The organism is Comamonas guangdongensis, assembly GCF_041079535.1.
Lineage (GTDB): Bacteria > Pseudomonadota > Gammaproteobacteria > Burkholderiales > Burkholderiaceae_C > Comamonas > Comamonas guangdongensis.
In genome coordinates this window covers 65,039-86,522 of the sequence record NZ_JBFYGN010000006.1, presented here as the reverse complement: position 1 = coordinate 86,522, position 21,484 = coordinate 65,039, and the positions used below count along the sequence as shown (strand labels likewise).

Annotated in this window: 19 protein-coding genes and 2 tRNA genes; 7 read left to right on the top strand and 14 right to left on the bottom strand. The window is 64.1% G+C overall.

All coding sequences use genetic code 11. From position 1 onward, the window contains the following. Positions 1 to 2: 2 nt before the first annotated feature. From rfbD to AB6724_RS06970, 13 genes are all read right to left on the bottom strand, one after another. On the bottom strand, positions 3 to 893 hold the full coding sequence (gene rfbD, locus AB6724_RS07030; RefSeq protein WP_369337794.1) for a dTDP-4-dehydrorhamnose reductase: 891 nt from the start codon (positions 891 to 893) through the stop codon (positions 3 to 5). Continuing rightward, positions 890 to 1,969, bottom strand: coding sequence for a dTDP-glucose 4,6-dehydratase (gene rfbB, locus AB6724_RS07025; protein ID WP_369337793.1), 1,080 nt, complete (start codon positions 1,967 to 1,969; stop codon positions 890 to 892). The genes rfbD and rfbB overlap by 4 nt, the downstream gene beginning before the upstream one ends. A gap of 57 nt (positions 1,970 to 2,026) precedes the next feature. Next, a complete protein-coding gene (locus tag AB6724_RS07020; RefSeq protein WP_369337792.1) occupies positions 2,027 to 2,800 on the bottom strand; it encodes a type III pantothenate kinase in 774 nt (257 codons plus the stop codon). Positions 2,801 to 3,005: 205 nt separating this feature from the next. Beyond that, a complete protein-coding gene (locus AB6724_RS07015; RefSeq protein ID WP_369337791.1) occupies positions 3,006 to 3,431 on the bottom strand; it encodes a rhodanese-like domain-containing protein in 426 nt (141 codons plus the stop codon). 27 nt (positions 3,432 to 3,458) lie between these two features. Continuing rightward, positions 3,459 to 4,448: a M48 family metallopeptidase gene (locus tag AB6724_RS07010; RefSeq protein WP_369337790.1), complete on the bottom strand. Its 990-nt coding sequence runs from the start codon at positions 4,446 to 4,448 to the stop codon at positions 3,459 to 3,461. Between the two features lie 16 nt (positions 4,449 to 4,464). Beyond that, positions 4,465 to 5,205, bottom strand: coding sequence for a lysophospholipid acyltransferase family protein (locus AB6724_RS07005; RefSeq protein ID WP_369337789.1), 741 nt, complete (start codon positions 5,203 to 5,205; stop codon positions 4,465 to 4,467). A 134-nt stretch (positions 5,206 to 5,339) separates the two neighbouring features. Beyond that, positions 5,340 to 5,927, bottom strand: coding sequence for a D-glycero-alpha-D-manno-heptose-1,7-bisphosphate 7-phosphatase (locus AB6724_RS07000; protein WP_369337788.1), 588 nt, complete (start codon positions 5,925 to 5,927; stop codon positions 5,340 to 5,342). A gap of 80 nt (positions 5,928 to 6,007) precedes the next feature. After that, positions 6,008 to 7,231: a beta-ketoacyl-ACP synthase I gene (gene fabB, locus AB6724_RS06995; protein WP_369337787.1), complete on the bottom strand. Its 1,224-nt coding sequence runs from the start codon at positions 7,229 to 7,231 to the stop codon at positions 6,008 to 6,010. Continuing rightward, positions 7,228 to 7,749: a bifunctional 3-hydroxydecanoyl-ACP dehydratase/trans-2-decenoyl-ACP isomerase gene (fabA, locus tag AB6724_RS06990; RefSeq protein ID WP_369337786.1), complete on the bottom strand. Its 522-nt coding sequence runs from the start codon at positions 7,747 to 7,749 to the stop codon at positions 7,228 to 7,230. The genes fabB and fabA overlap by 4 nt, the downstream gene beginning before the upstream one ends. Before the next feature lie 218 nt (positions 7,750 to 7,967). Then, positions 7,968 to 9,611 carry an apolipoprotein N-acyltransferase gene (gene lnt, locus AB6724_RS06985; protein WP_369337785.1) on the bottom strand — a complete coding sequence of 548 codons (1,644 nt, stop codon included), beginning with the start codon at positions 9,609 to 9,611 and terminating at the stop codon, positions 7,968 to 7,970. A 66-nt stretch (positions 9,612 to 9,677) separates the two neighbouring features. Next, positions 9,678 to 10,559, bottom strand: a complete 882-nt coding sequence (locus AB6724_RS06980) for a CorC family transporter (RefSeq protein ID WP_369337784.1) — start codon at positions 10,557 to 10,559, stop codon at positions 9,678 to 9,680. Between the two features lie 137 nt (positions 10,560 to 10,696). After that, positions 10,697 to 11,419 (bottom strand): GNAT family N-acetyltransferase, encoded by a 723-nt coding sequence (locus AB6724_RS06975; protein WP_369337783.1) that lies wholly within the window; start codon positions 11,417 to 11,419, stop codon positions 10,697 to 10,699. A gap of 152 nt (positions 11,420 to 11,571) precedes the next feature. Then, complete coding sequence (locus tag AB6724_RS06970) at positions 11,572 to 12,054, bottom strand: Lrp/AsnC family transcriptional regulator (protein WP_369337782.1); 483 nt, start codon at positions 12,052 to 12,054, stop codon at positions 11,572 to 11,574. Positions 12,055 to 12,270: 216 nt separating this feature from the next. Here AB6724_RS06970 and hppD point away from each other — a divergent pair, with 216 nt between their 5' ends. From hppD to AB6724_RS06950, 4 genes are all read left to right on the top strand, one after another. Further along, positions 12,271 to 13,392 (top strand): 4-hydroxyphenylpyruvate dioxygenase, encoded by a 1,122-nt coding sequence (gene hppD / locus AB6724_RS06965; RefSeq protein WP_369337781.1) that lies wholly within the window; start codon positions 12,271 to 12,273, stop codon positions 13,390 to 13,392. Between the two features lie 394 nt (positions 13,393 to 13,786). Then, positions 13,787 to 14,743 (top strand): Bug family tripartite tricarboxylate transporter substrate binding protein, encoded by a 957-nt coding sequence (locus AB6724_RS06960; RefSeq protein ID WP_369337780.1) that lies wholly within the window; start codon positions 13,787 to 13,789, stop codon positions 14,741 to 14,743. Positions 14,744 to 14,828: 85 nt separating this feature from the next. Next, positions 14,829 to 15,716, top strand: coding sequence for a phenylalanine 4-monooxygenase (gene phhA / locus AB6724_RS06955; protein WP_369337779.1), 888 nt, complete (start codon positions 14,829 to 14,831; stop codon positions 15,714 to 15,716). Positions 15,717 to 15,889: 173 nt separating this feature from the next. Then, positions 15,890 to 18,295 (top strand): DUF3772 domain-containing protein, encoded by a 2,406-nt coding sequence (locus AB6724_RS06950; protein ID WP_369337778.1) that lies wholly within the window; start codon positions 15,890 to 15,892, stop codon positions 18,293 to 18,295. On the opposite strand, the gene AB6724_RS06945 is transcribed toward AB6724_RS06950, so the two are convergent. After that, on the bottom strand, positions 18,259 to 19,221 hold the full coding sequence (locus AB6724_RS06945; RefSeq protein ID WP_369337777.1) for an esterase/lipase family protein: 963 nt from the start codon (positions 19,219 to 19,221) through the stop codon (positions 18,259 to 18,261). The two genes, AB6724_RS06950 and AB6724_RS06945, sit on opposite strands and share 37 nt — an antisense overlap. A gap of 182 nt (positions 19,222 to 19,403) precedes the next feature. Between AB6724_RS06945 and AB6724_RS06940 the strand changes: the two genes are divergently transcribed. The 3 genes from AB6724_RS06940 (at position 19,404) to AB6724_RS06930 (ending at position 21,415) form a co-directional block, all read left to right on the top strand. Further along, positions 19,404 to 21,104, top strand: coding sequence for an AMP-binding protein (locus AB6724_RS06940; RefSeq protein ID WP_369337776.1), 1,701 nt, complete (start codon positions 19,404 to 19,406; stop codon positions 21,102 to 21,104). Between the two features lie 155 nt (positions 21,105 to 21,259). Beyond that, positions 21,260 to 21,334: transfer RNA gene (locus tag AB6724_RS06935), tRNA-Val, on the top strand. A gap of 6 nt (positions 21,335 to 21,340) precedes the next feature. Continuing rightward, a tRNA-Val gene (locus tag AB6724_RS06930) sits at positions 21,341 to 21,415 on the top strand. Positions 21,416 to 21,484 lie beyond the last annotated feature (69 nt).

Genomic DNA, 21,484 nt, shown 5'->3' with positions numbered 1-21,484 from the left:
GCTTAAAGGATTTCGTGCAGCATGCGGGCCACGCCCCGCTGCCAGTGCGGCAGATGCAGGCCGAAGGTGGTCTGCAGCTTCTGCGTATCCAGCCGCGAGTTCTGCGGGCGCCTGGCCGGTGTAGGAAAGGCACTGGTGGGAACGGCGTGGATCTCCTTGGCCTTGATCGCCAATGCCGGCTGTATCTTCCGGGCCTGCTCGATCACATATCCCGCGTAGGCATGCCAGGTGGTCTCGCCACCGGCCACGCAGTGGTACAGCCCACCTTCTTCGGGGCGCGAGCGCAGATGCCGGACGGCATGGGCCGTCACGTCGGCCAGCAGATCGGCGCCTGTAGGTGCGCCCCACTGATCGTCGATGACGGACAGACTGTCGCGCTCCTGAGCCAGGCGCAGCATGGTCTTGGCGAAGTTGCCGCCGCGCGCTGCATAGACCCAGCTGGTGCGCAGGATCAGGTGTGCGCCGCCCGCTTGCTGTATGCGCCGCTCGCCTTCCAGCTTGGTTCGGCCATAGACGGACAAAGGGCCTGTGGCATCGCCTTCCCGCCAGGGAGTGTTGCCACTGCCATCGAAGACATAGTCGGTGCTGTAGTGCACCAGCAGCGCCTTCAGTTGCGCGGCCTCTTGGGCCAGCATGCCGGGCACGACGGCATTGATCTGACGAGCCAGCCCGGGCTCGTTCTCGGCCCTGTCCACGGCCGTATGCGCCACGGCATTGACAATGACATCGGGGCGTACGGTGCGCATGGCATCCACCACCGCTTCGGGGTTGGCAAAGTCGCCACACAATTCCGTGCTATTGCGCCCCAGCGCCACCACCTCGCCGAGTGGCGCCAGGCTGCGCTGCAGCTCCCAGCCGACCTGGCCGTTCTTGCCCAGAAGAAGAATCTTCATGCAGCCACCTGCCCCTCAGGCTGCGCATACTGCTTTTGCACCCACTCTCGGTAGGCACCCGACTGCACGTTGGCCACCCACTGCGGGTTGTCCAGATACCACTGCACGGTCTTGCGGATGCCGGTCTCGAAGGTTTCCGCAGGCTTCCAGCCCAGCTCACGCTCTAGCTTGCGCGCATCGATGGCGTAGCGGCGGTCATGGCCGGGACGATCGCTCACATAGCTGATCTGCTCGGCATAGGACTTGCCATCCTGGCGCGGACGCAGCTCATCGAGCAAGGCGCATATGGTCTTGACGATGTCGATATTGGCTTTTTCGTTCCAGCCGCCCACGTTGTAGGTCTCGCCCGTCTTGCCGGCCTCCAGCACGCGGCGGATCGCGCTGCAATGGTCGCGTACATACAGCCAGTCGCGCACCTGCTGGCCGTCGCCATAGACGGGCAGCGGTTTGCCGGCCAGGGCGTTGACGATCATCAGCGGAATGAGTTTTTCGGGGAAATGCAGCGGCCCGTAGTTGTTGCTGCAATTGGTGGTCAGCACCGGCAGGCCATAGGTATGGTGCCAGGCACGCACCAGATGATCGCTGGCCGCCTTGCTGGCTGAGTACGGGCTGTTGGGCTCGTAGTTGTGCTCTTCGGTAAAGGCCGGATCGCTGGGCGCGAGCGTGCCATAGACTTCGTCGGTGGAGACGTGCAGAAAACGGAAATCCGCCTTCGCCCGAGCCTCCAGAGTATGCCAATAGCCACGCACGGCTTCGAGCAGGCGGAAAGTGCCGAGAACATTGGTCTGGATGAAGTCTTCGGGGCCATGGATGGAGCGATCCACATGGGACTCCGCCGCAAAATTCAGCACGGCACGCGGCCTATGCTGCGCCAGCAACTGCGCCATCTGCCCGCCATCGCCAATATCGGCCTGCACAAAGATATGGCGAGGATCGCTCTGTGCGCCGGCCAAATTCTCCAGATTCCCCGCATAGGTCAACTTGTCGATATTGACCACCGGCTCATCAGCAGCCGCCAGCCAGTCCAGAACAAAGTTGGCGCCGATAAAGCCTGCACCGCCGGTGACAAAAATCATGGAGTCCGCCCCAAATAAATGCAGAATTATCTCTCCATGCCATGGAGGGCATGCGCCTCAGCCCCAGCGCTTTTCCGCCATCACCAGCAAGCCATCAAAAATCAGGTTGTTGATCAGCTGGAACGGCCGCGTCATGCTGGGCGACATCTTCCAGCCCGCACCACCGGCCATGATGCACATGGGCTCCTCGCCGCAGTGCTCGGCCAGATGCTGGTACATGCGCTCGACCGCGCCGGCAATGGCGTAGGTGCCACCACTGGTCAGTGCATCGCTGGTGTTCTTGGGAAAACGCTTGACCTCGCCCGTGGGCACATGCAGCCCTGCGGTACCGCCCTCCAGGGCCCTGAGCATGATGCCGTGGCCCGGAATGATCAAGCCGCCGAGAAATTGCCCTTGGGCATCCATGGCGTCCACCGTCACGGCAGTCCCCACCATGACCGTGATTAAAGGCCTGGCCTCGCCCAGCTCGAGCATATGGTGACGGGCTCCAATCATGGCGACCCAACGATCCGCCCCCAGTCTCGAAGGATGGTCGTAGCCATTGGTCACGCCCGCTTCCGCCACGGAGGGGACGACCCATTGCGGCTCGAAATTCCAGCCCAGCATGAGCTCAATCTGCTCATGGACCCGGCGTCTGGCAATTTCTCCAGCCACCACACAGCCCAGCATGCGGTCCGGCGCCGGCAGGCCTGCCCAGGCCCCTTCCGCCAGACGCTCTATATGCTCCAGAAACTCCGCCCCATGGGCCAGCAAGGCCGCACCGGGGCGATGATCTTCATACATGGCCCACTTCAAACGGGTGTTGCCAATGTCTATGGCCAAAAATGTCATGCGGCGGATTATCAGGATTTTTGTCGCATCCGGGCCGAGCTGTGTCACATCCATTGCAGCAGCCGCGGGAATTGCTCGAGACTGGCGGCGCCACAATTGCCATCACCAGCGCTCGTAAATTTGCACTCAAGCGACCGGCGCTCGCTCCATTCACCGACCTCCGGGACGCAGCCCGGCTTGAAGCGAATGCATCAACGCCTGGGCATCACTGATGCCAGGGCAGTCCCCGCTTGCGCCAGCCGCCCAGGTTCCCGCGCTGGCCGTTGGCGTCGACGTCCCCCTCAAAGCCTTCGAGGATGTTGTAGGCCTCGATGCCCAGACCCGTGGCCCGTTGGGCGGCTGCAACGGAGCGCACGCCACTACGGCACAGCAGAACCACTTTCTTGCCCGCAGGCACGGCGGCGCGCAGCTGGGCATCGAAGTCCGGATTGGCGGCCATGGTGGGCCACTGCTTCCAGGCCACGGCCACGGCGCCCGGTACCTTGCCCACCCATTCACGCTCGGCATCGGTGCGCACATCGACCAGTACCGCCTCGCCGCTTTGCAGCCATTGCCAGGCCAGCTCCGGCAGCACATTGCCCGCATAGCCCTCGGCAGGCTGGATTTGCTGTGTGATTGTCTTGTGGTTCATATTCCATCCTTGTCGATTCGTCGCCGCTCATTCCCAGGCGGGCAACGGCTTGTCTCGCAGAGATTTGCGCAATCGCTTCCAATCCGGCAGCACCTCGGCCACCAGGGCCCAGAATTGCGCACTGTGGTCCATATGCTGCAGATGCGCAAGCTCGTGCACCACCACATAGTCAATGGTCTGCGGGCCGTGCTGCATCAGCCGCCAGTTCAGGCGGATGATGCCATCGCTGTTGGCACTGCCCCAGCGCGTGCTGGCACTGCTCAGCCTTAGCGCATTCCAGCGCACGCCCAGCAGCGGCGCATAGTGCAGCAGGCGCGCCGTGAAATGCGTGCGCGCTTCGCGCAATATCCAGGTCTGGACCGCGGCTCTGACCTGGGCGGCCGGAGCGGCGGAAACCAGCGGCAGATGCAGGCTCTGGGAGCCGTCCACCGCCTGCTCTCGGTGGGTCTGCCGGGTCCGCGAAACCAGGGCCTCGTCGCCCTTGAGGCGCAGAACCAGGGGCCGGCCCAGATAGTCCAGCACGCCACCATCCTGCCAGTGAATGCGGGCCTCGTTTCTCTGCTGCTGCCGCTGTCCTGCGTCCTGGAGCTTGCGCACAATCCAGTCGGCCTTGGTCTGCAGCGCGGCCTCGATTTCGCCCATGGCCAGCCATTGCGGAGCCGTCACCTCCAGTCCCTGAGCTCCGACCGCAAATCCTATGCTGCGCCGTTTGGACCTGCGCAGCAGATAAGCCACATCCCGGCCGTGCAGCGCGGTGCGGTGGCTGGCATCCGGATGGACCAATAGCTGCTCGGATCTGGTTTGGGCCTCTATTGAATCAGCAGCACCTACCGCTGCAACTGCGGTTTCCATGGATATTTCTTCAGCCATCGGCACAGGCAGCAGGGCGACCGGGGCCGGAGGCGGCAGTGTCCCCTCTATCGAACGCCGGCGCGAAATCAGCCGTCCCAGCCCGTCCTCCACCACCGGGGGGACCAGCCATTGCCAAGCCTGCTTCAAGGTATCGCCCGTGGACATGGCCGGTCTCGGGCTCTTATTGGCGATAAGCCTCGGGGTCCAGGCGCTGCATCTCGGCCTCGATCCAGGCTTCGACCTCGAGCATCAACTCGTCATGCTTGCGGCCCGTGGTCGGAATGGGTTTGCCAATGGACACATCCACCATGCCGGGTGTTTTGATGAAAGCCTTGCGCGGCCAGCATTTGGCCGAGGTCACGGCGATCGGCACCACGGGAGCGCCGGCCATGATGGCCAGGCGCGTGGCACCGGTCTTGTATTCGCCCTTCTCGCCTCGCTTCACGCGCGTGCCTTCGGGAAACATGATGACCCAGATGCCTTGGTTGAGCAGACGCTTGCCCTGCTCCACCACCTTGTGGAAGGCACGCGAGCCCTGGGCACGGTCGATATGGATCATGTCGAGCGCGCCGATGGACCAGCCGAAGAACGGCACTTTCAGCAGCTCTTTCTTGAACACATAGGCCAGCGGGCGCGGCATGATGGCCGGCATCAGAAAGGTCTCGTAGGTGGACTGGTGCTTGACCAGCAGCACCACGCCCTGGCCGGGGTCTGTCGGCAGGTTTTCCATGCCCTGCACCCGGTACCGGATGCCCATGAATACGCGAGCGCTGTCCACCGACAGCTTGAGCCAGGCGCGGGCGACGCTGTACGCCTTGGCCGACGAACCGCTGATCCACTTGGCCAGCAGCAGCGCAATCGTGTAGGGAATGACGGTGACAGCCATCCACAGCATGTGGAGGACGGAACGGATCAGAGACATGACGGCAATCGAAAGACTGGGGGCGCAGGCTTGGCTGCATGCACCCGTTGATTTGGCACGAGATTCCGCAAGAAACATAGCAGCTTGCGCTGACGCTTCAAGCACTCGAGGGTATTTTTACTTGAAACCTGAAGTCAATGCGAGGGGGGCGGCTCCGCAACCGGCTGCGGCACCTCATCCTCCCCCAGCGGCAGCAGCATGTTCACCACGGCCTCGAGGTCCGCATAGCGCTCGCTGCCTGCGGGCAGATCGGCATCGCTGCAGGCCACGGGACGGGCCGTCGACTCCACGAAGACCAGATGCGCGCCCAGAGCCAGGCCCGCCTGCAGATGCTCGGCACCGCTGCCAATGGCCCAGATTTCGCGGCCTTCGGCGCCGTAGCGCTCGACAATCTGCTCGAACAGGGCCGGACCCGGCTTGCGGCAGCGGCATTCCTCATCGGGTGCATGCGGGCAGAAGAACACGGCTTCCACGCGTCCGCCCACCGCGGCCAGCTCGCGATGCATCTTGGCATGCACGGCATTGAGCTCGATCACATCGAACAAGCCGCGCCCCAGCCCCGGCTGGTTGGTGGCGATGACCACATGCCAGCCCGCGCGATTCAGGCGCGAGACCGCCTCCAGAGCGCCCGGCACGGCCACCCATTCATCGGGATGACCGATGAATCCCCGCGCACCCCACTGGTTCAAGGTGCCATCGCGGTCCAGAATTGCAAGCTTCATGAAAGTGACGCCAGGTGTTGACAGAAAAAAGCCCGCTTACCTCGAAGGCCAAGCGGGCTTGCTTTCAGGGAAGCCGCAGCTTACTGGCCTTCCCAGCGCTTGAGCACCAGGGAGGCATTGGTGCCGCCAAAGCCGAAGCTGTTGGACAGCACGGTCTTGAGCTCGGCAGCGCGCGTCTGCGTGACCAGAGGCATATCGCCCAGCAGCGGATCGGGGGTTTCCACGTTCACGGAGCCGGCGATAAAGCCCTTGTTCAGCATGATCAGGCAGTAGATCGCCTCCTGCACCCCGGTGGCACCCAGGGAGTGGCCGGTCAGCGACTTGGTCGACGAGAACGGCGGCACCTGATCGCCGAACAGCGTCTTCATGGCGCGCACTTCCTGCATATCGCCCACGGGGGTCGAGGTGCCATGGGTGTTGATGTAGTCGATGGGGGCATCCACGGTTTCCATGGCCTGCTTCATGCAGGCGATGGCGCCGTCGCCGGACGGAGCAACCATGTCCTCGCCGTCACTGGTGGCGCCAAAGCCCACCACTTCGGCCAGGATGTTGGCGCCGCGCGCCAGCGCATGCTCCAGGCTCTCCAGCACCACGGCGCCGCCGCCGCCGGCGATCACGAAGCCGTCGCGGTTGGCGTCATAGGCGCGCGAAGCCTTCTCGGGCGTGTCGTTGTACTTGCTGGACATGGCGCCCATGCCGTCGAACAGCAGCGACATGCCCCAGGACAGCTCTTCGCCGCCGCCCGCAAACATCACATCCTGCATGCCCCAGGCGATCTGCTGGGCCGCCGCGCCTATGCAGTGGGCCGAGGTAGAGCAGGCCGAGGTGATGGAATAGTTGATGCCCTTGACCTTGAAATTGGTGGCCAGGCAGGCCGAGACCGTGGAGCTCATGCATCGCGTGACCTGATACGGTCCCACGCGGCGTATGCCTTTTTCGCGCAGCGTGTCGGCCGCCTCGATCTGGTTGGCCGGCGAGCCGCCGCCCGAGCCCATGATCAGGCCGGTGCGCGGATGGCTCACCTGCTCGGGCGTCAGGCCCGACTGCTTGATCGCATCTTCGAGAGCAATCTGCGAGTAGGCCGCAGCGTCGCCCATGAAGCGCAGCTGCTTGCGGTCGATGCGCGCCTCGATGTCGATCTCGGGAATGCCGGCCACCTGGCTGCGCATGCCCAGCTCGGTGAACTGAGGCATGGCCTTGATGCCCGAGCGGCCCTCGCGCAGCGAGGTCTCCACTGTCGCCAGATCATTGCCGATGCACGAGACAATGCCCGCGCCGGTGATCACTACCCGCTTCTTGCTCATGCTGCCTTACCTTGGCCGTCTTCACGCAGGAACAGACCCACGCGCAGGTCATTGGCCACGTAGATTTCCTTGCCATCGGCCAGCAGACGTGCATCGCCGATGGCCATGTTCAGCTTGCGCTTGATAACCCGCTTGATATCAATTTCGTATGTCACGAGTTTGACGTCCGGACCCACTTCGCCCGTGAACTTGACTTCACCGGCGCCCAGGGCACGGCCACGGCCGGGCAGGCGCAGCCAGGTCAGGTAAAAGCCGATCAGCTGCCACATGGCATCCAGGCCCAGGCAGCCGGGCATCACGGGGTCGCCCTGGAAGTGGCAATCAAAGAACCACAGATCGGGCTTGACGTCCAGTTCCGCAACAATCTTGCCCAGGCCGTGGGCACCGCCGTCGCTGTCGATATGCGTGATGCGGTCGAACATCAGCATGGGAGGCAGGGGCAGACGTCCGCTCTCGGCGCCAAACAGCTTGCCCTCACCGGAAGCGATCAGTTGTTCATAGGAAAAAGATTCGGCCATTCTCTCAATTGCTCCACGGCAGCCTGTGGGTGCTACCTGTTACTCTATATCTTGGATCGGGTCGGCGCCCTCAAGGCGCCCGGTACAACCGGGCATTATCAAGGCTGGCGGTCATGCTGCGGACACAATACCCGTTATCAGGGATGAACTCTGCCACAAATGCCACAGCCGCTTGTGACAGAACGACTTATTCCGGGTCGGGAACTACGCCATAGGGCTCAGATCCCTACCCGGCGCACGCGCCACCAGGCCAGCAGGCATATCGCCAGGCACAGCAGCGTCAGCGGCACCAGACCCAGCGCATGCACCCAGCGCGCATAGGGCGTCAATCCCTCGCGACCCTGAACCCGTCCCTGCAACACAGCCCGCGTGAACGGCGCCAGAGCCTTGACCACGGCTGCCGTGTGATCTATCACCACCGTGGCGCCGGTATTGGTAGCGCGCAGCATGGGGCGCTCGAACTCCAGCGCACGCATGCGACTGATGGCCAGATGCTGGTCGATCGCCGGGGAATCGCCGAACCAGCCGATGTTGCTCAGGTTCACCAGCACCGTGGGCGCGGTGGCCGCATTGCCGAAATGCGCGGCCAGCTCCTCGCCGAACAGGTCTTCGTAGCAGATATTGGGCGACAGGCGCTCGCCAGCCCAGTTCATGGACGGCTGGCCCAGGGCGCCGCGGTTGAAGTCCCCGAGCGGAATATTCATGAGTTCGGTGAACCAGCGGAACAGCGGCGGAATGAACTCGCCGAACGGCACCAGATGATGCTTGTCATAGCGATAAGGGCTGGACCGGCCCGGTTGCCAACCCTCCACGGTATTGGTAAAGCCCTGCTCCCAGCTTCCCAGGGGAATGCCGATCAGAGCCGCCTGCTTGGCGTCCTGGCCCACAAAAGGCGCACGCACAAAGTCCAGATAGCCTTCGGGCAGTTGCTGGGGCAGCAGCGGCACCGCGGTCTCGGGCGCCACCACCAACTGCGCCTTGGCGTCATGCAAGCGCTGCGCATACCAGCGCAGAGCCACGGGCACGCCCGAGCCCAGCTCGAATTTTTCGTCCTGCGGAATATTGCCCTGCAGCAGCTCCACGCTCAGGCCCGGTTGCTGGCTAGCGGCGCTCAGGCTGTCGCTGCGCGCCCACCACAGCCCGCCCCAGAGCAGCGCCAAGGCCAGGACACAGCCCAGAGCCGGCCTCAGATGCAGCACGGTCTGCCTTGCCTGCCGACGCCAGACCAGCAAGGCCAGCCAGGCCGCAATCCAGGCAGCGGCCAGACCCGTGCCGTACACGCCTATCCAGCGCGGCAGCACGGTCAGAGGACCTTCCACATGGGCGTAGCCGCCGGCCCCCCAGGGAAAGCCCGTCCACAGCCAGCCGCGCGCGAGTTCGGCCAGCGTCCACAGCGCAGCAAAAACCATAGCTGCCAGCGCAGAAGGCTTCTGGATCAAGCGTTTGAAAACCCATGAAGCCATGGCGTAGTAACTGCCCAGAAAGGCGGCCAGCGCCAGCACCGCGGCCACGGCCAGCGGCGCCGCCAGCCCGCCATAGGTATGCATGGAGATGAACAGCCACCAGAAGGTGCCGGTCAGCCAGGCCGTGGCAAACACCCAGGCCTTGCCCGCCGCCTGGGCCGCGGTGCGTGCGGCCAGCAGCACCTGGACCAGCATGGCCAGCGACAGAATCTGCAGCCACCACAGCGGACGACCGTAGCCGCCCTCCAGGCTCAGCCAGCCGCTGCCCTGCCCGCGGGCCCAGGGCCAGGCCAGGGAAAAAGCCTGCAGACCGCCCGCAACCAGAACCAGCAGCCAGCCGGCCCAGCGCCTGGGTCCGGCGGCAGAGGTCTGAACAGAGGAGGCGGTGGTGATGGTCATAAGAATCGGCAAGCTATAACAAAACACCCAACCGCAGGGGTTGGGTGAGTGCAAGCATACGGGATATCAGTTTTGGACGAGGCTGTCGGGCGAAGGATCGCGCACCACCTTGAACCAGCGCACCGCGCCGCCCTTGGTATGCAGCACGGTGAATTCCAGCCCGCCCAGATGGATCTGCTCGCCGCGCTTGGGCACATGGCCGATTTCGTGGGCGATCAAACCGCCAATGGTGTCGAAGTGCTCGTCGGGGTCGCTGCCCTGCAGGGCGGTCGCGAACTCCTCGCTCACATGCTCGATGCTGGCGTCGCCGGCCACGCGGTAGCTGCTATCGGCCAGGGCAAAGATGTCGCCCTCGTCCTCGGGGATGTCGAACTCGTCCTCGATCTCGCCGACGATTTCCTCGAGCACGTCTTCGATCGTCACCAGACCCGCAACGCGGCCGAACTCGTCGATGACGATGGCCAGATGGTTGCGGTTGGCGCGGAACTCGCGCAGCAGATCGTTGAGGCCCTTGCTCTCGGGCACAAACACCGCGGGACGCACCAGGGCGCGGATATTGAGGCTGGGCGAGCGCTGCAGCTTGAGCAAATCCTTGGCCATGAGGATGCCGATGATGTTCTCGCGCTCGCCCTGATACACCGGAAAGCGCGAATGCGCCGTGGTGATGACCTGGTGCAGGATTTCATCGAAGGGTGCGTCGATATTGATGAGATCCATGCGTGGCGCAGCCACCATGACCTCTCCCGCACTCATGTCGGCCATGCGGATCACGCGCTCCAGCATGACACGGGACTCGGTGCCGATGACCTGGTTGTCTTCGGCTTCGGCCAGGGTTTCGATCAGCTCATCCGGAGAGTCCGGTGCCGGATGGATGAATTCAGCCAGCTTCTGCAGGAAGCTTCGCTTGTCTTCCTTCTCGGGAAGTCGCGCAGGATGGGGGTCAGACACTGTCTTGGAGTGCAGGACGTGCGGTAGTCATACAAGACCCCAAGAATAACGGATTGTTTCGGCCAGCGGCTGGCGGCGAGCAAAAAGCCATGGGCCGCTATCGCCCCGGCCGGGCAGCCGATGGTCGCCGCATGCGGTTATTCGGCCGACTGGTGCCGGCCTTCCTGCACGCCTTTGCGCACTTCCTGCACGCCGGCCAGGAAGGACCAGAAATTATGGGCCTGCTTCTTGAGCTGGTAGTCCATCTCGCCGAGATGCTCGGTCACCAGCTCGCTCACATGGGTCTCGAAGTCGGCCGGAGGCAGTCCCAGATAGGCTTCGGACTCCGAACCATCGCGCTTGACGGTGGCCCCCGCATTGCGCGCGATCTTGAGCATGGCCGTGTTCTCCGACAGCGCATGGATGAACATCATGCTCACATTCTTGCTGCGCGCATGCAGCACGGCGCGCTCGAACAGGCGTTTGCCCAGACCCTTGCCACGCGCGCTCTTGAGCACGGAGACGCCGAACTCCGCGCATTTTTCGTGCTCAGGGTGGCCCGCAAAAGCCAGATGCGCCATGGCGATCAGTTCCAGGCGGCGGTTGAAGATGCCGAAGATATCGTCGCGCTCGAAGTCCAGATGCTCGACATAGCGGCTCACCTGCTCGTCGCTGGCCGCATAGCCGAAGCGCAGATAGCGATCCCGGGCGTCGAGCTTGAGCAAATGCTTGATCACGCGCTCGCGGTGGCGCGGGCTCAGCGAACGGATGGGCACCAAGGACGGCGAGCGACGCTCGGCGCCATGGGACTTGCCCATGTCCCGCAGCCAGCCGGAGCCGGCCTGCCAGGGCGATTTCAACCAGTCTTTGGGGAGGTTCATGGCCTGAAATATAGGTAAAAACCCGAATTACCACAAGCACCTTGCTGCATTGCAACAATCTTGTAAGGATTTTGCGCTAATTCAACACCTTAGCCAACTTTTTGGGCTAGACCATGGTCCAAACAGATGACGCCCATGCGCCAGCCCAAACGCTACAAAGGCACGGCCGTCGTGACCTTGACCCGGTCCATCACAAAGCTGGTCTTGCAGTCCTGCACGCTGGGGTGCTTGAGCAAGGTGTCCATGATGAAACGGCTGTAGTGCTGCATGTCGGCCACGACCACGCGCAGCAGATAGTCCATCTCGCCGGTCAGGGACACGCACTCCACCACCTCGGGCCAGGTCTGCACGCTGGCACGGAACACGTCCATGGGGTTGCGCTTGCTGGTCTCGGTGTATTTTTCCAGGCGCACATTGAGGTAGGCGGTCAGGCCCAGACCCACGGTCTCGGGCTGAACCAGGGCCACATAGCGGTCTATGACCCCGCTTTCTTCGAGCCGCTTGACCCGGCGCAGCACGGCACTCGGCGAGAGGCCTACCTGCTCCCCGATCACGTCATAGGTTTCCCGGCCGTTGGCCTGCAATCGGCGCAAAATCGCCTTATCCAGTTTGTCGATGGTGTGCGTAGGGCTCATGGCGGCAGATTATAAAAATGAAGCAATTTTCCTTCAGGGTTAACCCTTGATATCCATAAAAATTGCATGAAATCAAATTCTCTTGCAATTTTCATGCATACCAGGGTTTGACGCCACGGTCTTTTTGCAAAAACACTGCCAGGGGCCTGACCTACAGTGAAGCCAATATCGACGCCTGAGATCCATGTGTCGTGTCTTTACCGGATGGAGACCTCTATGACCGCCCCGCAGCCCCAAAGCAATGCCAGCCACTTCCAGACCTGGGACAACCCCATGGGAACGGACGGCTTTGAATTCGTCGAATACGCGGCCCCCGATCCCGTGGCCATGGGCCAGCTGTTCGAGCGCATGGGCTTCACCGCCATCGCCAAGCACCGCCGCAAGAATGTGACGCTGTACCGCCAGGGCGAGATCAATTTCATCATCAACGCCGAGCCCGATAGCTTTGCCCAGCGCTTTGCGCGCCTGCATGGCCCCAGCGTCTGCGCCATCGCCATCCGCGTCGACGACGCCAAGTACGCCTACGAGCGCGCCGTCTCCCTGGGTGCCTGGGGTTACGATCAGCATGCCGCGCCCGGCGAGCTCAACATCCCCGCGATCAAGGGCATAGGCGACTCGCTGATCTATTTCATCGACAAATGGCGCGGCAAGAACGGAGCGAAGGACGGCGACCTGGGCAATATCAGCTTCTTCGATGTGGACTTCGAGCCCCTGCCCGGTGCCGAGCTCTACCCCGAGGGCCTGGGCCTGACCTATATCGACCACCTGACCAACAACGTCTATCGCGGCCGCATGGCCGAGCTGGCCGGCTTCTACGAACGCATTTTCAACTTCCGCGAGATCCGCTACTTCGATATCGAAGGCCAGGCCACGGGCGTCAAGAGCAAGGCCATGACCAGCCCCTGCGGCAAGATCCGCATTCCCATCAACGAGGAAGGCAACGACAAGGCCGGCCAGATCCAGGAATACCTGGACATGTACCACGGCGAAGGCATTCAGCACATCGCGCTGGGCTCGACCAACCTCTACGACACCGTGGACGGGCTGCAGATGAACGGCATCAAGCTGCTGACCACCAGCGAAACCTATTACGAGCTGCTGCCCAAGCGCATTCCCCAGCTCCAGGAACCCATCCCCGAGCTGCTGGCACGCAACATCCTCGTAGATGGCCAGCCCGGCGAGCTGCTGCTGCAGATCTTCAGCGAAAACCAGCTGGGACCCATCTTCTTCGAGTTCATCCAGCGCAAGGGCAATAGCGGCTTTGGCGAGGGCAACTTCAAGGCGCTGTTCGAGACCATGGAGCTCGACCAGATGCGCCGCGGCGTGCTCAAGGCCTGAGAACCCGGGCCCGCCAGCGGGGTCACCATGCGCAGCACCAGCCACTATCGCCTCGCTCCCAGCGCTTGCGGCGCGAACGGCAAGCACTGGTGCTTGCATATTGATACACATTCGCCGGACCGCGCCGGCCTTGAGGCTACGCGGCTGCCACGCAAGGCGGCGCCCGACCAACGCTCTGGAAGCCGGTTGCAGTGCCTATACTCCGGCGCATGTTGCACCGCCGCAAACGCGCCAAGTCATACGGGCCATCATCTTGAAAGCTCACGCGCCGCGCCCATCCCCAAACTCTGCCGTACCGCTCGGCAGGGCCGCGGGCAGGGCTTTGCCCGGCGGCAAGCACGGCCTCACGCGTCGTCAGGTCCTGGCCTCGTCGGCCGCGGCAGCCACTGCCTTGATGGCAAATGGCGCCTACCCGGCAGGCCTTTCGGAGGATTCTGCGGCCGAAGCCAGCAGGACTCGCGGCGAGCTGCAACTGGTCGTGCCCTATTCCGCGGGCGGGCCGCTGGACCGCTCTGCACGCAAGCTGGTGCAGGAGACCAATTCCATCGGCCGCCTGCAGGTGCTGAATGTACCGGGCGAAGGGGGTGCCACGGGTGCCGCCATGGTGGCCAGGACGGGCTCGCGCGATCCCTTGCTGCTGATGGGTACGGTCGCCACCCAGGCCATACTGCCCTGGCTGAACCCGCAGCTGCCCTACGATCCGCTGCGCGACTTTCAGCCGCTGATGCTGGTGGCACGCATGCCCCATGTGCTGGTCATGCGCAGCGAACTGGCCCTGCAGTGGCGCATCTACAGCCCCGACGATTTGCTGCGCTTCATGGCCAAGCACCGGCAGCCGCTGCGTTACGCCTCGGCGGGCAACGGCAGCATCGGCCATATCGCGGGCAAGCTGTTCCAGACCCTGACCCGCGTACCCTTGCTACACCTGCCGTTTGCGGGTGCGCGGCCGGCGCTGTCGGCCCTGCTCGAAGGCTCGGCCGATCTGATGTTCGACAACGTGGCCTCGGCCCTGCCCCATGTGCAGGCCGGGCGGCTCAAGGCCATAGGCGTGACCTCGCGCACGCCGCTGCCGCTGCTGCCGGGCGTGCCCAGCCTCAGCGACAGCGTGCGCGATCTGCATCTGGCGACCTGGTTCGGACTGTTTGCCACGGCCGGCATTTCCGACGCCCTGGCCAAGCGCTGGGTCGGCGCTTTTGCGCAGACCCTGCAGAAGCCGCAGGTGCAGCAGTATTTCGACGCCATGGGCGTGATCCGCGAGGATTTGCGCCTGCAGGACTTTGCGCGCCTGGTGCAGACCGAGCACAGCTTCTACGGCCAGCTCATCAAGGCCAATCACATCCTGCCGGGCTGAACCCCGGCACGCCCCTGTCTTCCAGCCTGTGCCGCCACAAGCGGCCGCCGGCTCTCTCACGTCCTACCGCTAGCGGGAGTGCATCATGAACAAACTCCAGAACATCGCCACGGCCACCGGCGCCGCCCCCGTGGTCTACGGCCAGTCCGATCGCCCTCCCCGCGGCGATTACACGCGTGCCCATGCCGACTACACCTGCGCCCAGAACTACGCCGCCTACACGGCGCAGGACCACGACACCTACCACCGCCTGTACGAACGCCAGAGCGCGCTGCTGGCCGGCCGCGCCAGCCAGGAGTTCATCTCGGCCCTGCCCTCGCTGGGCATGAGGCAGCGCATTCCGCGCTTCGAGGAGGTCAACCAGCGCCTGTTCAAGGCCACGGGCTGGGAGATCGTGGGCGTGCCGGGGCTGATTCCCGAAGTGCCGTTCTTCTCCCTGCTGGCCCAGCGCAAGTTCCCGGTCACGGACTGGATACGCAAGCCCGAGGAGTTCGAGTACATCGTCGAGCCCGATGTCTTCCACGATCTGTTCGGCCATGTGCCGCTGCTGTTCAACCCGGTGATCGCCGACTTCATGCAGGCCTACGGCCAGGGCGGGCTGAAGGCCGCCGAACTCGGCGCCTGCGAGATGCTGTCGCGCCTGTACTGGTACACCATAGAGTTCGGGCTGATCCGCGAAAGCGAAAAACACGGCGGCGGCCTGCGCGCCTACGGCGCCGGCATCCTGAGCTCCGCGGGCGAGCTCGAATACTCGGTGCACAGCCCCGAGCCGCACCGCATTCCGCTGGAGCTGGCGCGCACCATGCGCACGCTCTACAAGATCGACACCTATCAGCAGACCTATTTCGTCATCGACAACATGCAGCAGCTGCTGGATCTGGCCAACACCGACTTTGCGCCGCTCTATGAACAGCTGAGCCAGTTGCCGACCATAGGCGCCAAGGAGCTGCTGCCGGGAGAGCAACTGCTCTGAGTTCGAGCTTGAGCCCTCGCAGCCCCTGGCAAGAAGAGGTCTATTGCTATTTTTTACATAGCAAACAAGCATGACACACTTGACCGTCGACGGTCTGCGGAGGGCCGCGCACTGACATCCTGACAGCTTTATAGTGAGACCCAGCGGCAACCTGCCAACACCGACTTCTCACAATGCATCACAGCTGTACCCGATTGCTGCGCTGGTTTCTGGCGCTTCAACTTTGCATAGGCCTGGCCATCGCCGGCGAGACGCCCGCGGCCAGCGATCTCCAGGCCAGCTCCATAGACCAGATCCAGCAGGCCTCGGACGCGCTGGACGGCGTACGCAAATCGCTGGACGACGCCGACGCCTCCGAAACCCTGCAGACCCTGTCCGACAAAGCGCTGCAGTCCAAGCGCAGCGCCGACGCGGCCGTCACGGCGCTGGAGCCTCTGCTCAAGCAGGTCGATGCGCGGATCGCCCAGCTGGGCCCCGTCACCGCCGATGCCGAGGAAGGCCCCGAGATCACCCGCCAGCGCAAGGAGCTGGCCCAGCTGCGCAGCGATCTGGACTCGGCCATCAAGCGCGGCAAGCTGCTGGTGGTGGAGGCGACGCAGACCACGGACTCCATCGAAAAAATCCGTACCCAGCAGTTCAACGAACAGATCACGCGCAAGCTCACCTCACCGCTGTCCCCGGCTCTGTGGCGGCAATTCGCCCAGCAGGTGCCGCTGGACTGGCAGCGCATCACCGCCCTGCAGCGCCAGGGCCAGGCCAGCTTTACCGCCGCCATCGCCGAGCATGGCTGGAGCAAGCCGCTGACCGGCCTGATTCTGGCCCTGCTGCTGATGTTCCCGCTGCGCATCTGGCTGCGCAGCCTCGGGCGGCGCTTTGCGGCCTCCGAAAAAGCGCCCAACGGCCGTCTGCGCCGCTCGGGCCTGGCCGTCTGGCTGCTGCTGGTGGGCACGGCCCTGCCCGGGCTGGCCAGCCTGGTGTTCATTGAGAGCCTGCGCGACATCGATGCGATCGCCCCGCGCCTGCAAAGCGTGGCCACGGCCTGGATCCAGTCGTCCTTTGTCGCGGCCTTCTTCCTCTCCGTCAGCGCCAGCCTGCTGGTGCCACGCCGCCCGTCATGGCGGCTGATCAATATCGACGATATTGCCGCGCCCGTGCTCACGCGCTTTGCCGCGGGTGCCGCAGGTCTGACCTGGTTCACCATGATGCTCAACGCCGTGGACATCGCGGCGCGCACCAGCGCCGTCACCACCATGGCTCTGGACGGCTTGATCGCGCTGACCTATGTGGCGCTGATCATGTCGGTGCAGGTCATCATCAACCGCCAGCGTCAGCGCCAGCTTGCCGAGGGCCAGGATGGGGCGGGCCACCCGGTGCAACGCAGCCGCTGGCTGATGTTCGTCTGGCTGGGCGGGCATCTGACGGTGCTGGCCGCGCTGATCGCCGCCCTGCTCGGCTATCTGAACTTCTCGGTCTTCGTGGCCACGCAGATGGTGTGGATCACCGTGGTGGTGCTGGCCACCTCGCTGCTCATGAAGTTTGCCGACGACTTCTTCATCTGGCTATGCTCGCCCGACAGCCGCCCCGGCAACGGCATTGCGCTGGGCACGGGCATGAGTGCGGCGCGGGTCGAGCAGGTGGGCGTGCTGCTGTCGGCCCTGCTGCGCGTGTGCCTGCTGCTGCTGGGACTGACGGCGCTGGCCGCACCGTTCGGCAACGCCAGCAGCCTGCTGATGCTGGGGGACACCGCGGCCAAGGGACTGTCCATCGGCGACGCCGTGATCAAGCCCATGACGATAGTCCAGGGCCTGGCTGTGCTGGCCCTGGGCCTGACCATTTTCGGCGCCTTCCAGCGCTGGCTGGTGGACACCTATCTGCCCAAGACCGAACTCGACATAGGCGCGCGCAATTCCATCAGCACCGTGGCCCGCTATCTGGGCCTGATGCTCTCGGGCCTGTGGACCCTGGGCGCGCTGGGCATAGGTTTCGAGCGCATCGCCCTGCTGGCCAGCGCCCTGTCCGTGGGCATAGGCTTCGGCCTGCAGGCCATCACGCAGAACTTCGTCTCGGGCCTGATCCTGCTGGCCGAGCGCCCCGTCAAGCTCGGCGACCGCGTGCGCATCGGCGACCAGGTCGGGGATATACGCCGCATCAGCGTGCGCGCCACCGAGATCCAGACCGACGACAAGGCCACGCTCATCGTGCCCAACTCCGAGCTGATCACCAAGTCCGTGCAGAACCTGACCATGAATGGCGCGCTGGGCCGGATCTCGATTGCCTTCTCCGTGCCCCTGAGCACCGATGTGGTCAGGCTCAAGCAGTTGCTGCTGGGCATTTATCACGACCATGAGAGCGTGCTGGAGACGCCGGCGCCCGCCATGTATGTGGACTCCATCAACGGCAGCGTGATCAATATCACCAGCTTCGGCCATGTCGCCAGTCCGCGCAATGTCTACGGCACGCGCAGCGACCTGCTGTTCTCGCTGCTGCAGCGCTGTGCCGAGGAAAAAATCGCCCTGGTCTCGGCCACCGATATCCATCTGATTCAGGACCCGCCGCCCGCAGCCAGGCCCATCGTCTGATTTGGCCCGCCCTGCAGCTCTGCGTTCAGCTGCAGGCAATGCCGCCAGACCCGCGCGTCACACAGCAGCTGTATATGGGCGGCATCGTCCACCTGGTGCACCCGAGCCCGCGACAGCACCGCCAGATCCGGCGGATACACGATGTTGTCGCTGCTGCTGCACCAGCAGCTGAAGCCCACATCCTCGGGCGGCAGGCCCAGCTGCTGCAGCCAGGCGCTGTGCTCGCGCATATCGCGCGCGGGCAGGCGCTGCGCAAAACGCCCCAGCCAGGCGCCGCGGTGCGGCGTGGCAATCGTCACCACATGGGCCGCGCACTGCGCGCGCTCCCGGGCCGACAGGGTCTTGAGCCAGGCCCGCACCACCAGCCCGCCCATGCTGTGCGCGACCAGCAGCGGCGCGCGCCCCGTGGCCCGGACCATGGCTTTCACGCTGCGGTCCAGATCGCCCACCATCTCATCCATGGTGCCGCCGTGCGCCGGCTCCAGCGTCATCGCCGCACAGGGAATGCCTCTGGCCCTGAGCCCGCGCAGCCAGCGATTCCAGACCCCGCGGTTGCAGAAATAGCCGTGCACCAGCACCATGCCGACCCGGCCTTGCGGGCTCGCTCCCAGCACTGCGGCGCTCAGCGCATCGGGCTGCGCATGCTCCCGAAACGGAATCTGCCAGCCGAAGATCTGCAACGCGCAGCGCCACTCGCCCAGCCAGGCGCGAAACGCCACCGCAGGAGGCGGCAGCGCCACGGCCCGGCGCCGCAGCAGCCTGCGCATCAGCAGCATCTGCACGCCCAGCTGCAGACCCGCAGCGCTGGCCAGCAGCAGCACGCCGGCCAGCGCCATCACCGCACAACGGCTCCACCAGTAGCTGCACCACAGCACGGCGGACAGCAGGCTGCCCGCCACCACACAGCGCCAGAACCAAGCGTTCACAGCCCATACCTCCAAGGCACAGCGTAGCAAAGCCGGAGCTGCAGCGCCTAGGACAAGCCCCGGTAGACCCTGAACGGCGCCGTCCCCAGAATCTTCGGCAGCGGCAAAACCGCGGACTCTTTCTTTGTTCAACCCGCCGCCCTTTCTCTGCCTGCCATGGGCTGCTTCTGCAAGGTACATCTATGGACGCCGCTGCCCCCTGGTTCAAGAACTACCCGCCCAATGTGCCGCACGACGTGCATCCCGAGCAGTACCGCTCGCTGGTGCATCTGCTGGAGGACAGCTTCACCCGGCATGCCGATCGCCCCCTGTCCGTCTGCATGGATCGCTGGATGAGCTATGCGGAGCTGGACCGGCTCTCGACCCAGCTGGGCGCCTGGCTGCAAGGCCTGGGCCTGGAGCCGGGCGCGCGCGTGGCCATCATGCTGCCCAATGTGCCGCAGTTCGCGGTCAGCATGGCCGGGGTGCTGCGCGCGGGCTTCACCTGCGTCAACGTGAACCCGCTCTACACCGCACGCGAACTGGAGCACCAGCTCAAGGACTCGGGCGCCACGGCCATCATCATCCTGGAGAACTTCGCCCACACGCTGGCCCAGGTGCTGGAGCGCAGCTCCGTGCGCCACATCTGCCTGACGGGCATGGGCGACCTGCTGGGCGGCCTCTATGGCAGCTGGATCACGTTCGCCGTGCGCCATCTGGCCAAGATGGTGCCGGCATTCGATCTGCCGCTGGGCTCCGGCTGCAGCACCCGGGAAGTAACCCGTTTCAAGCAGGCCCTGGCCCTGGGCGCCAATCGCCAGCTCATGCCCAGCACGGCCACGCTCGACTCCATCGCCTTTCTGCAGTACACGGGCGGCACGACGGGCCTGTCCAAGGGAGCGGTGCTGACCCACCGCAACATCGTGGCCGCCGCGCTGCAGGCCCATACCTGGTTCACGCCGGCGCTGGACGGCAAGGTCCAGGGCCACGAAACCCATATCGTTGCGGCGCTGCCGCTGTATCACATCTTCGCGCTCACCGTCAGCCTGTTTGCGATGCGCCTGGGCGGCAGCCTGAGCCTGATTCCCAATCCCCGCGATATCCCGAAGTTCGTGAAGGTGCTCAAGAAGCGGCCGTTCCATGTGCTGCCGGCCGTCAATACCTTGTTCAACGCCTTGCTGAACAACCCGGAGTTCAGGCAGCTCGATTTTTCTCAGCTGTTCATCTCCCAGGCCGGCGGCATGGCGGCCTCCGAAGGCACGGCGCGCCAGTGGCATGAGGTCACGGGCTGCGCCATGATCGAAGGCTGGGGCATGAGCGAGACCTGCGCCATCGGCACCAACAACCCCGTCACCAACCAGCGCTTCACGGGCTCCATAGGCCTGCCGCTGCCGGGCATCTCGGTGGCCATCAAGGATGACGCCGGCGACGATGTGCCCACCGGGCAGCCGGGCGAGCTGTGCATCAAGGGGCCCAACGTCATGCATAGCTATTACAACCAGCCCGCGGAGACGGCCAAGGCCTTCACGGCCGACGGCTATATGCGCACGGGCGACATAGCCGTGCTCGACGCCGAGGGCTATACCCGCATCATCGACCGCAAGAAGGACATGATGGTGGTCAGCGGCTTCAACGTCTATCCCAACGAGCTGGAGAACGTGATCTCCATGTGCCCCGGCGTACTCGAGTGCGCGGCCGTGGGCGTGCAGGACGATCGCCAGGGCGAGTCCATCAAGGTCTATGTGGTGCGCAGCGACCCCTCGCTGACCGAAGACCAGGTCATGCGCTACTGCCAGGAACAGCTGACCGGCTACAAGCGGCCGCGCTATATCGAGTTCCGCAACGAACTGCCCAAGACCAATGTCGGCAAGATTCTGCGGCGCGAGCTGAGGGGTCAAGGCTGATTCCCCGAGTGCTTCCCGCGGCGGCCACGGCCTCGCCACAGGAGCTGGCAGCACATGCTGCCGACGGGCATGAGGCAGCTGCGGATAGGCTTTTTCGAAAAATTTGCGAGTTTTCCCGAAGAGGGCAAAAAGTTGCTGCTACAATAGCGTTCTTCGGGTGATTAGCTCAGCGGTAGAGCACTGCCTTCACACGGCAGGGGTCACATGTTCGATCCATGTATCACCCACCAGTTATTGCGCGATTAGCTCAGCGGTAGAGCACTGCCTTCACACGGCAGGGGTCACATGTTCGATCCATGTATCGCGCACCAGACAAACCTCTTGAACCCTCGGTTCAAGAGGTTTTTCTTTTGGCGCCTCCCCTCCCCCATCCAGCACGA

What these genes read in the sequence shown, in the direction of transcription:
- AB6724_RS07020 (WP_369337792.1), bottom strand. Translation starts at nt 2,800, where the DNA reads ATGACATTTTTGGCCATAGACATTGGCAACACCCGTTTGAAGTGGGCC.
- fabA (WP_369337786.1), bottom strand. Translation starts at nt 7,749, where the DNA reads ATGGCCGAATCTTTTTCCTATGAACAACTGATCGCTTCCGGTGAGGGC.
- AB6724_RS06975 (WP_369337783.1), bottom strand. Translation starts at nt 11,419, where the DNA reads ATGAACCTCCCCAAAGACTGGTTGAAATCGCCCTGGCAGGCCGGCTCC.
- fabB (WP_369337787.1), bottom strand. Translation starts at nt 7,231, where the DNA reads ATGAGCAAGAAGCGGGTAGTGATCACCGGCGCGGGCATTGTCTCGTGC.
- AB6724_RS07005 (WP_369337789.1), bottom strand. Translation starts at nt 5,205, where the DNA reads ATGTCTCTGATCCGTTCCGTCCTCCACATGCTGTGGATGGCTGTCACC.
- AB6724_RS07000 (WP_369337788.1), bottom strand. Translation starts at nt 5,927, where the DNA reads ATGAAGCTTGCAATTCTGGACCGCGATGGCACCTTGAACCAGTGGGGT.
- AB6724_RS06970 (WP_369337782.1), bottom strand. Translation starts at nt 12,054, where the DNA reads ATGAGCCCTACGCACACCATCGACAAACTGGATAAGGCGATTTTGCGC.
- AB6724_RS06940 (WP_369337776.1), top strand. Translation starts at nt 19,404, where the DNA reads ATGGACGCCGCTGCCCCCTGGTTCAAGAACTACCCGCCCAATGTGCCG.
- AB6724_RS06950 (WP_369337778.1), top strand. Translation starts at nt 15,890, where the DNA reads ATGCATCACAGCTGTACCCGATTGCTGCGCTGGTTTCTGGCGCTTCAA.
- rfbD (WP_369337794.1), bottom strand. Translation starts at nt 893, where the DNA reads ATGAAGATTCTTCTTCTGGGCAAGAACGGCCAGGTCGGCTGGGAGCTG.
- AB6724_RS06960 (WP_369337780.1), top strand. Translation starts at nt 13,787, where the DNA reads ATGGCAAATGGCGCCTACCCGGCAGGCCTTTCGGAGGATTCTGCGGCC.
- lnt (WP_369337785.1), bottom strand. Translation starts at nt 9,611, where the DNA reads ATGACCATCACCACCGCCTCCTCTGTTCAGACCTCTGCCGCCGGACCC.
- hppD (WP_369337781.1), top strand. Translation starts at nt 12,271, where the DNA reads ATGACCGCCCCGCAGCCCCAAAGCAATGCCAGCCACTTCCAGACCTGG.
- AB6724_RS07010 (WP_369337790.1), bottom strand. Translation starts at nt 4,448, where the DNA reads ATGTCCACGGGCGATACCTTGAAGCAGGCTTGGCAATGGCTGGTCCCC.
- rfbB (WP_369337793.1), bottom strand. Translation starts at nt 1,969, where the DNA reads ATGATTTTTGTCACCGGCGGTGCAGGCTTTATCGGCGCCAACTTTGTT.
- AB6724_RS07015 (WP_369337791.1), bottom strand. Translation starts at nt 3,431, where the DNA reads ATGAACCACAAGACAATCACACAGCAAATCCAGCCTGCCGAGGGCTAT.
- phhA (WP_369337779.1), top strand. Translation starts at nt 14,829, where the DNA reads ATGAACAAACTCCAGAACATCGCCACGGCCACCGGCGCCGCCCCCGTG.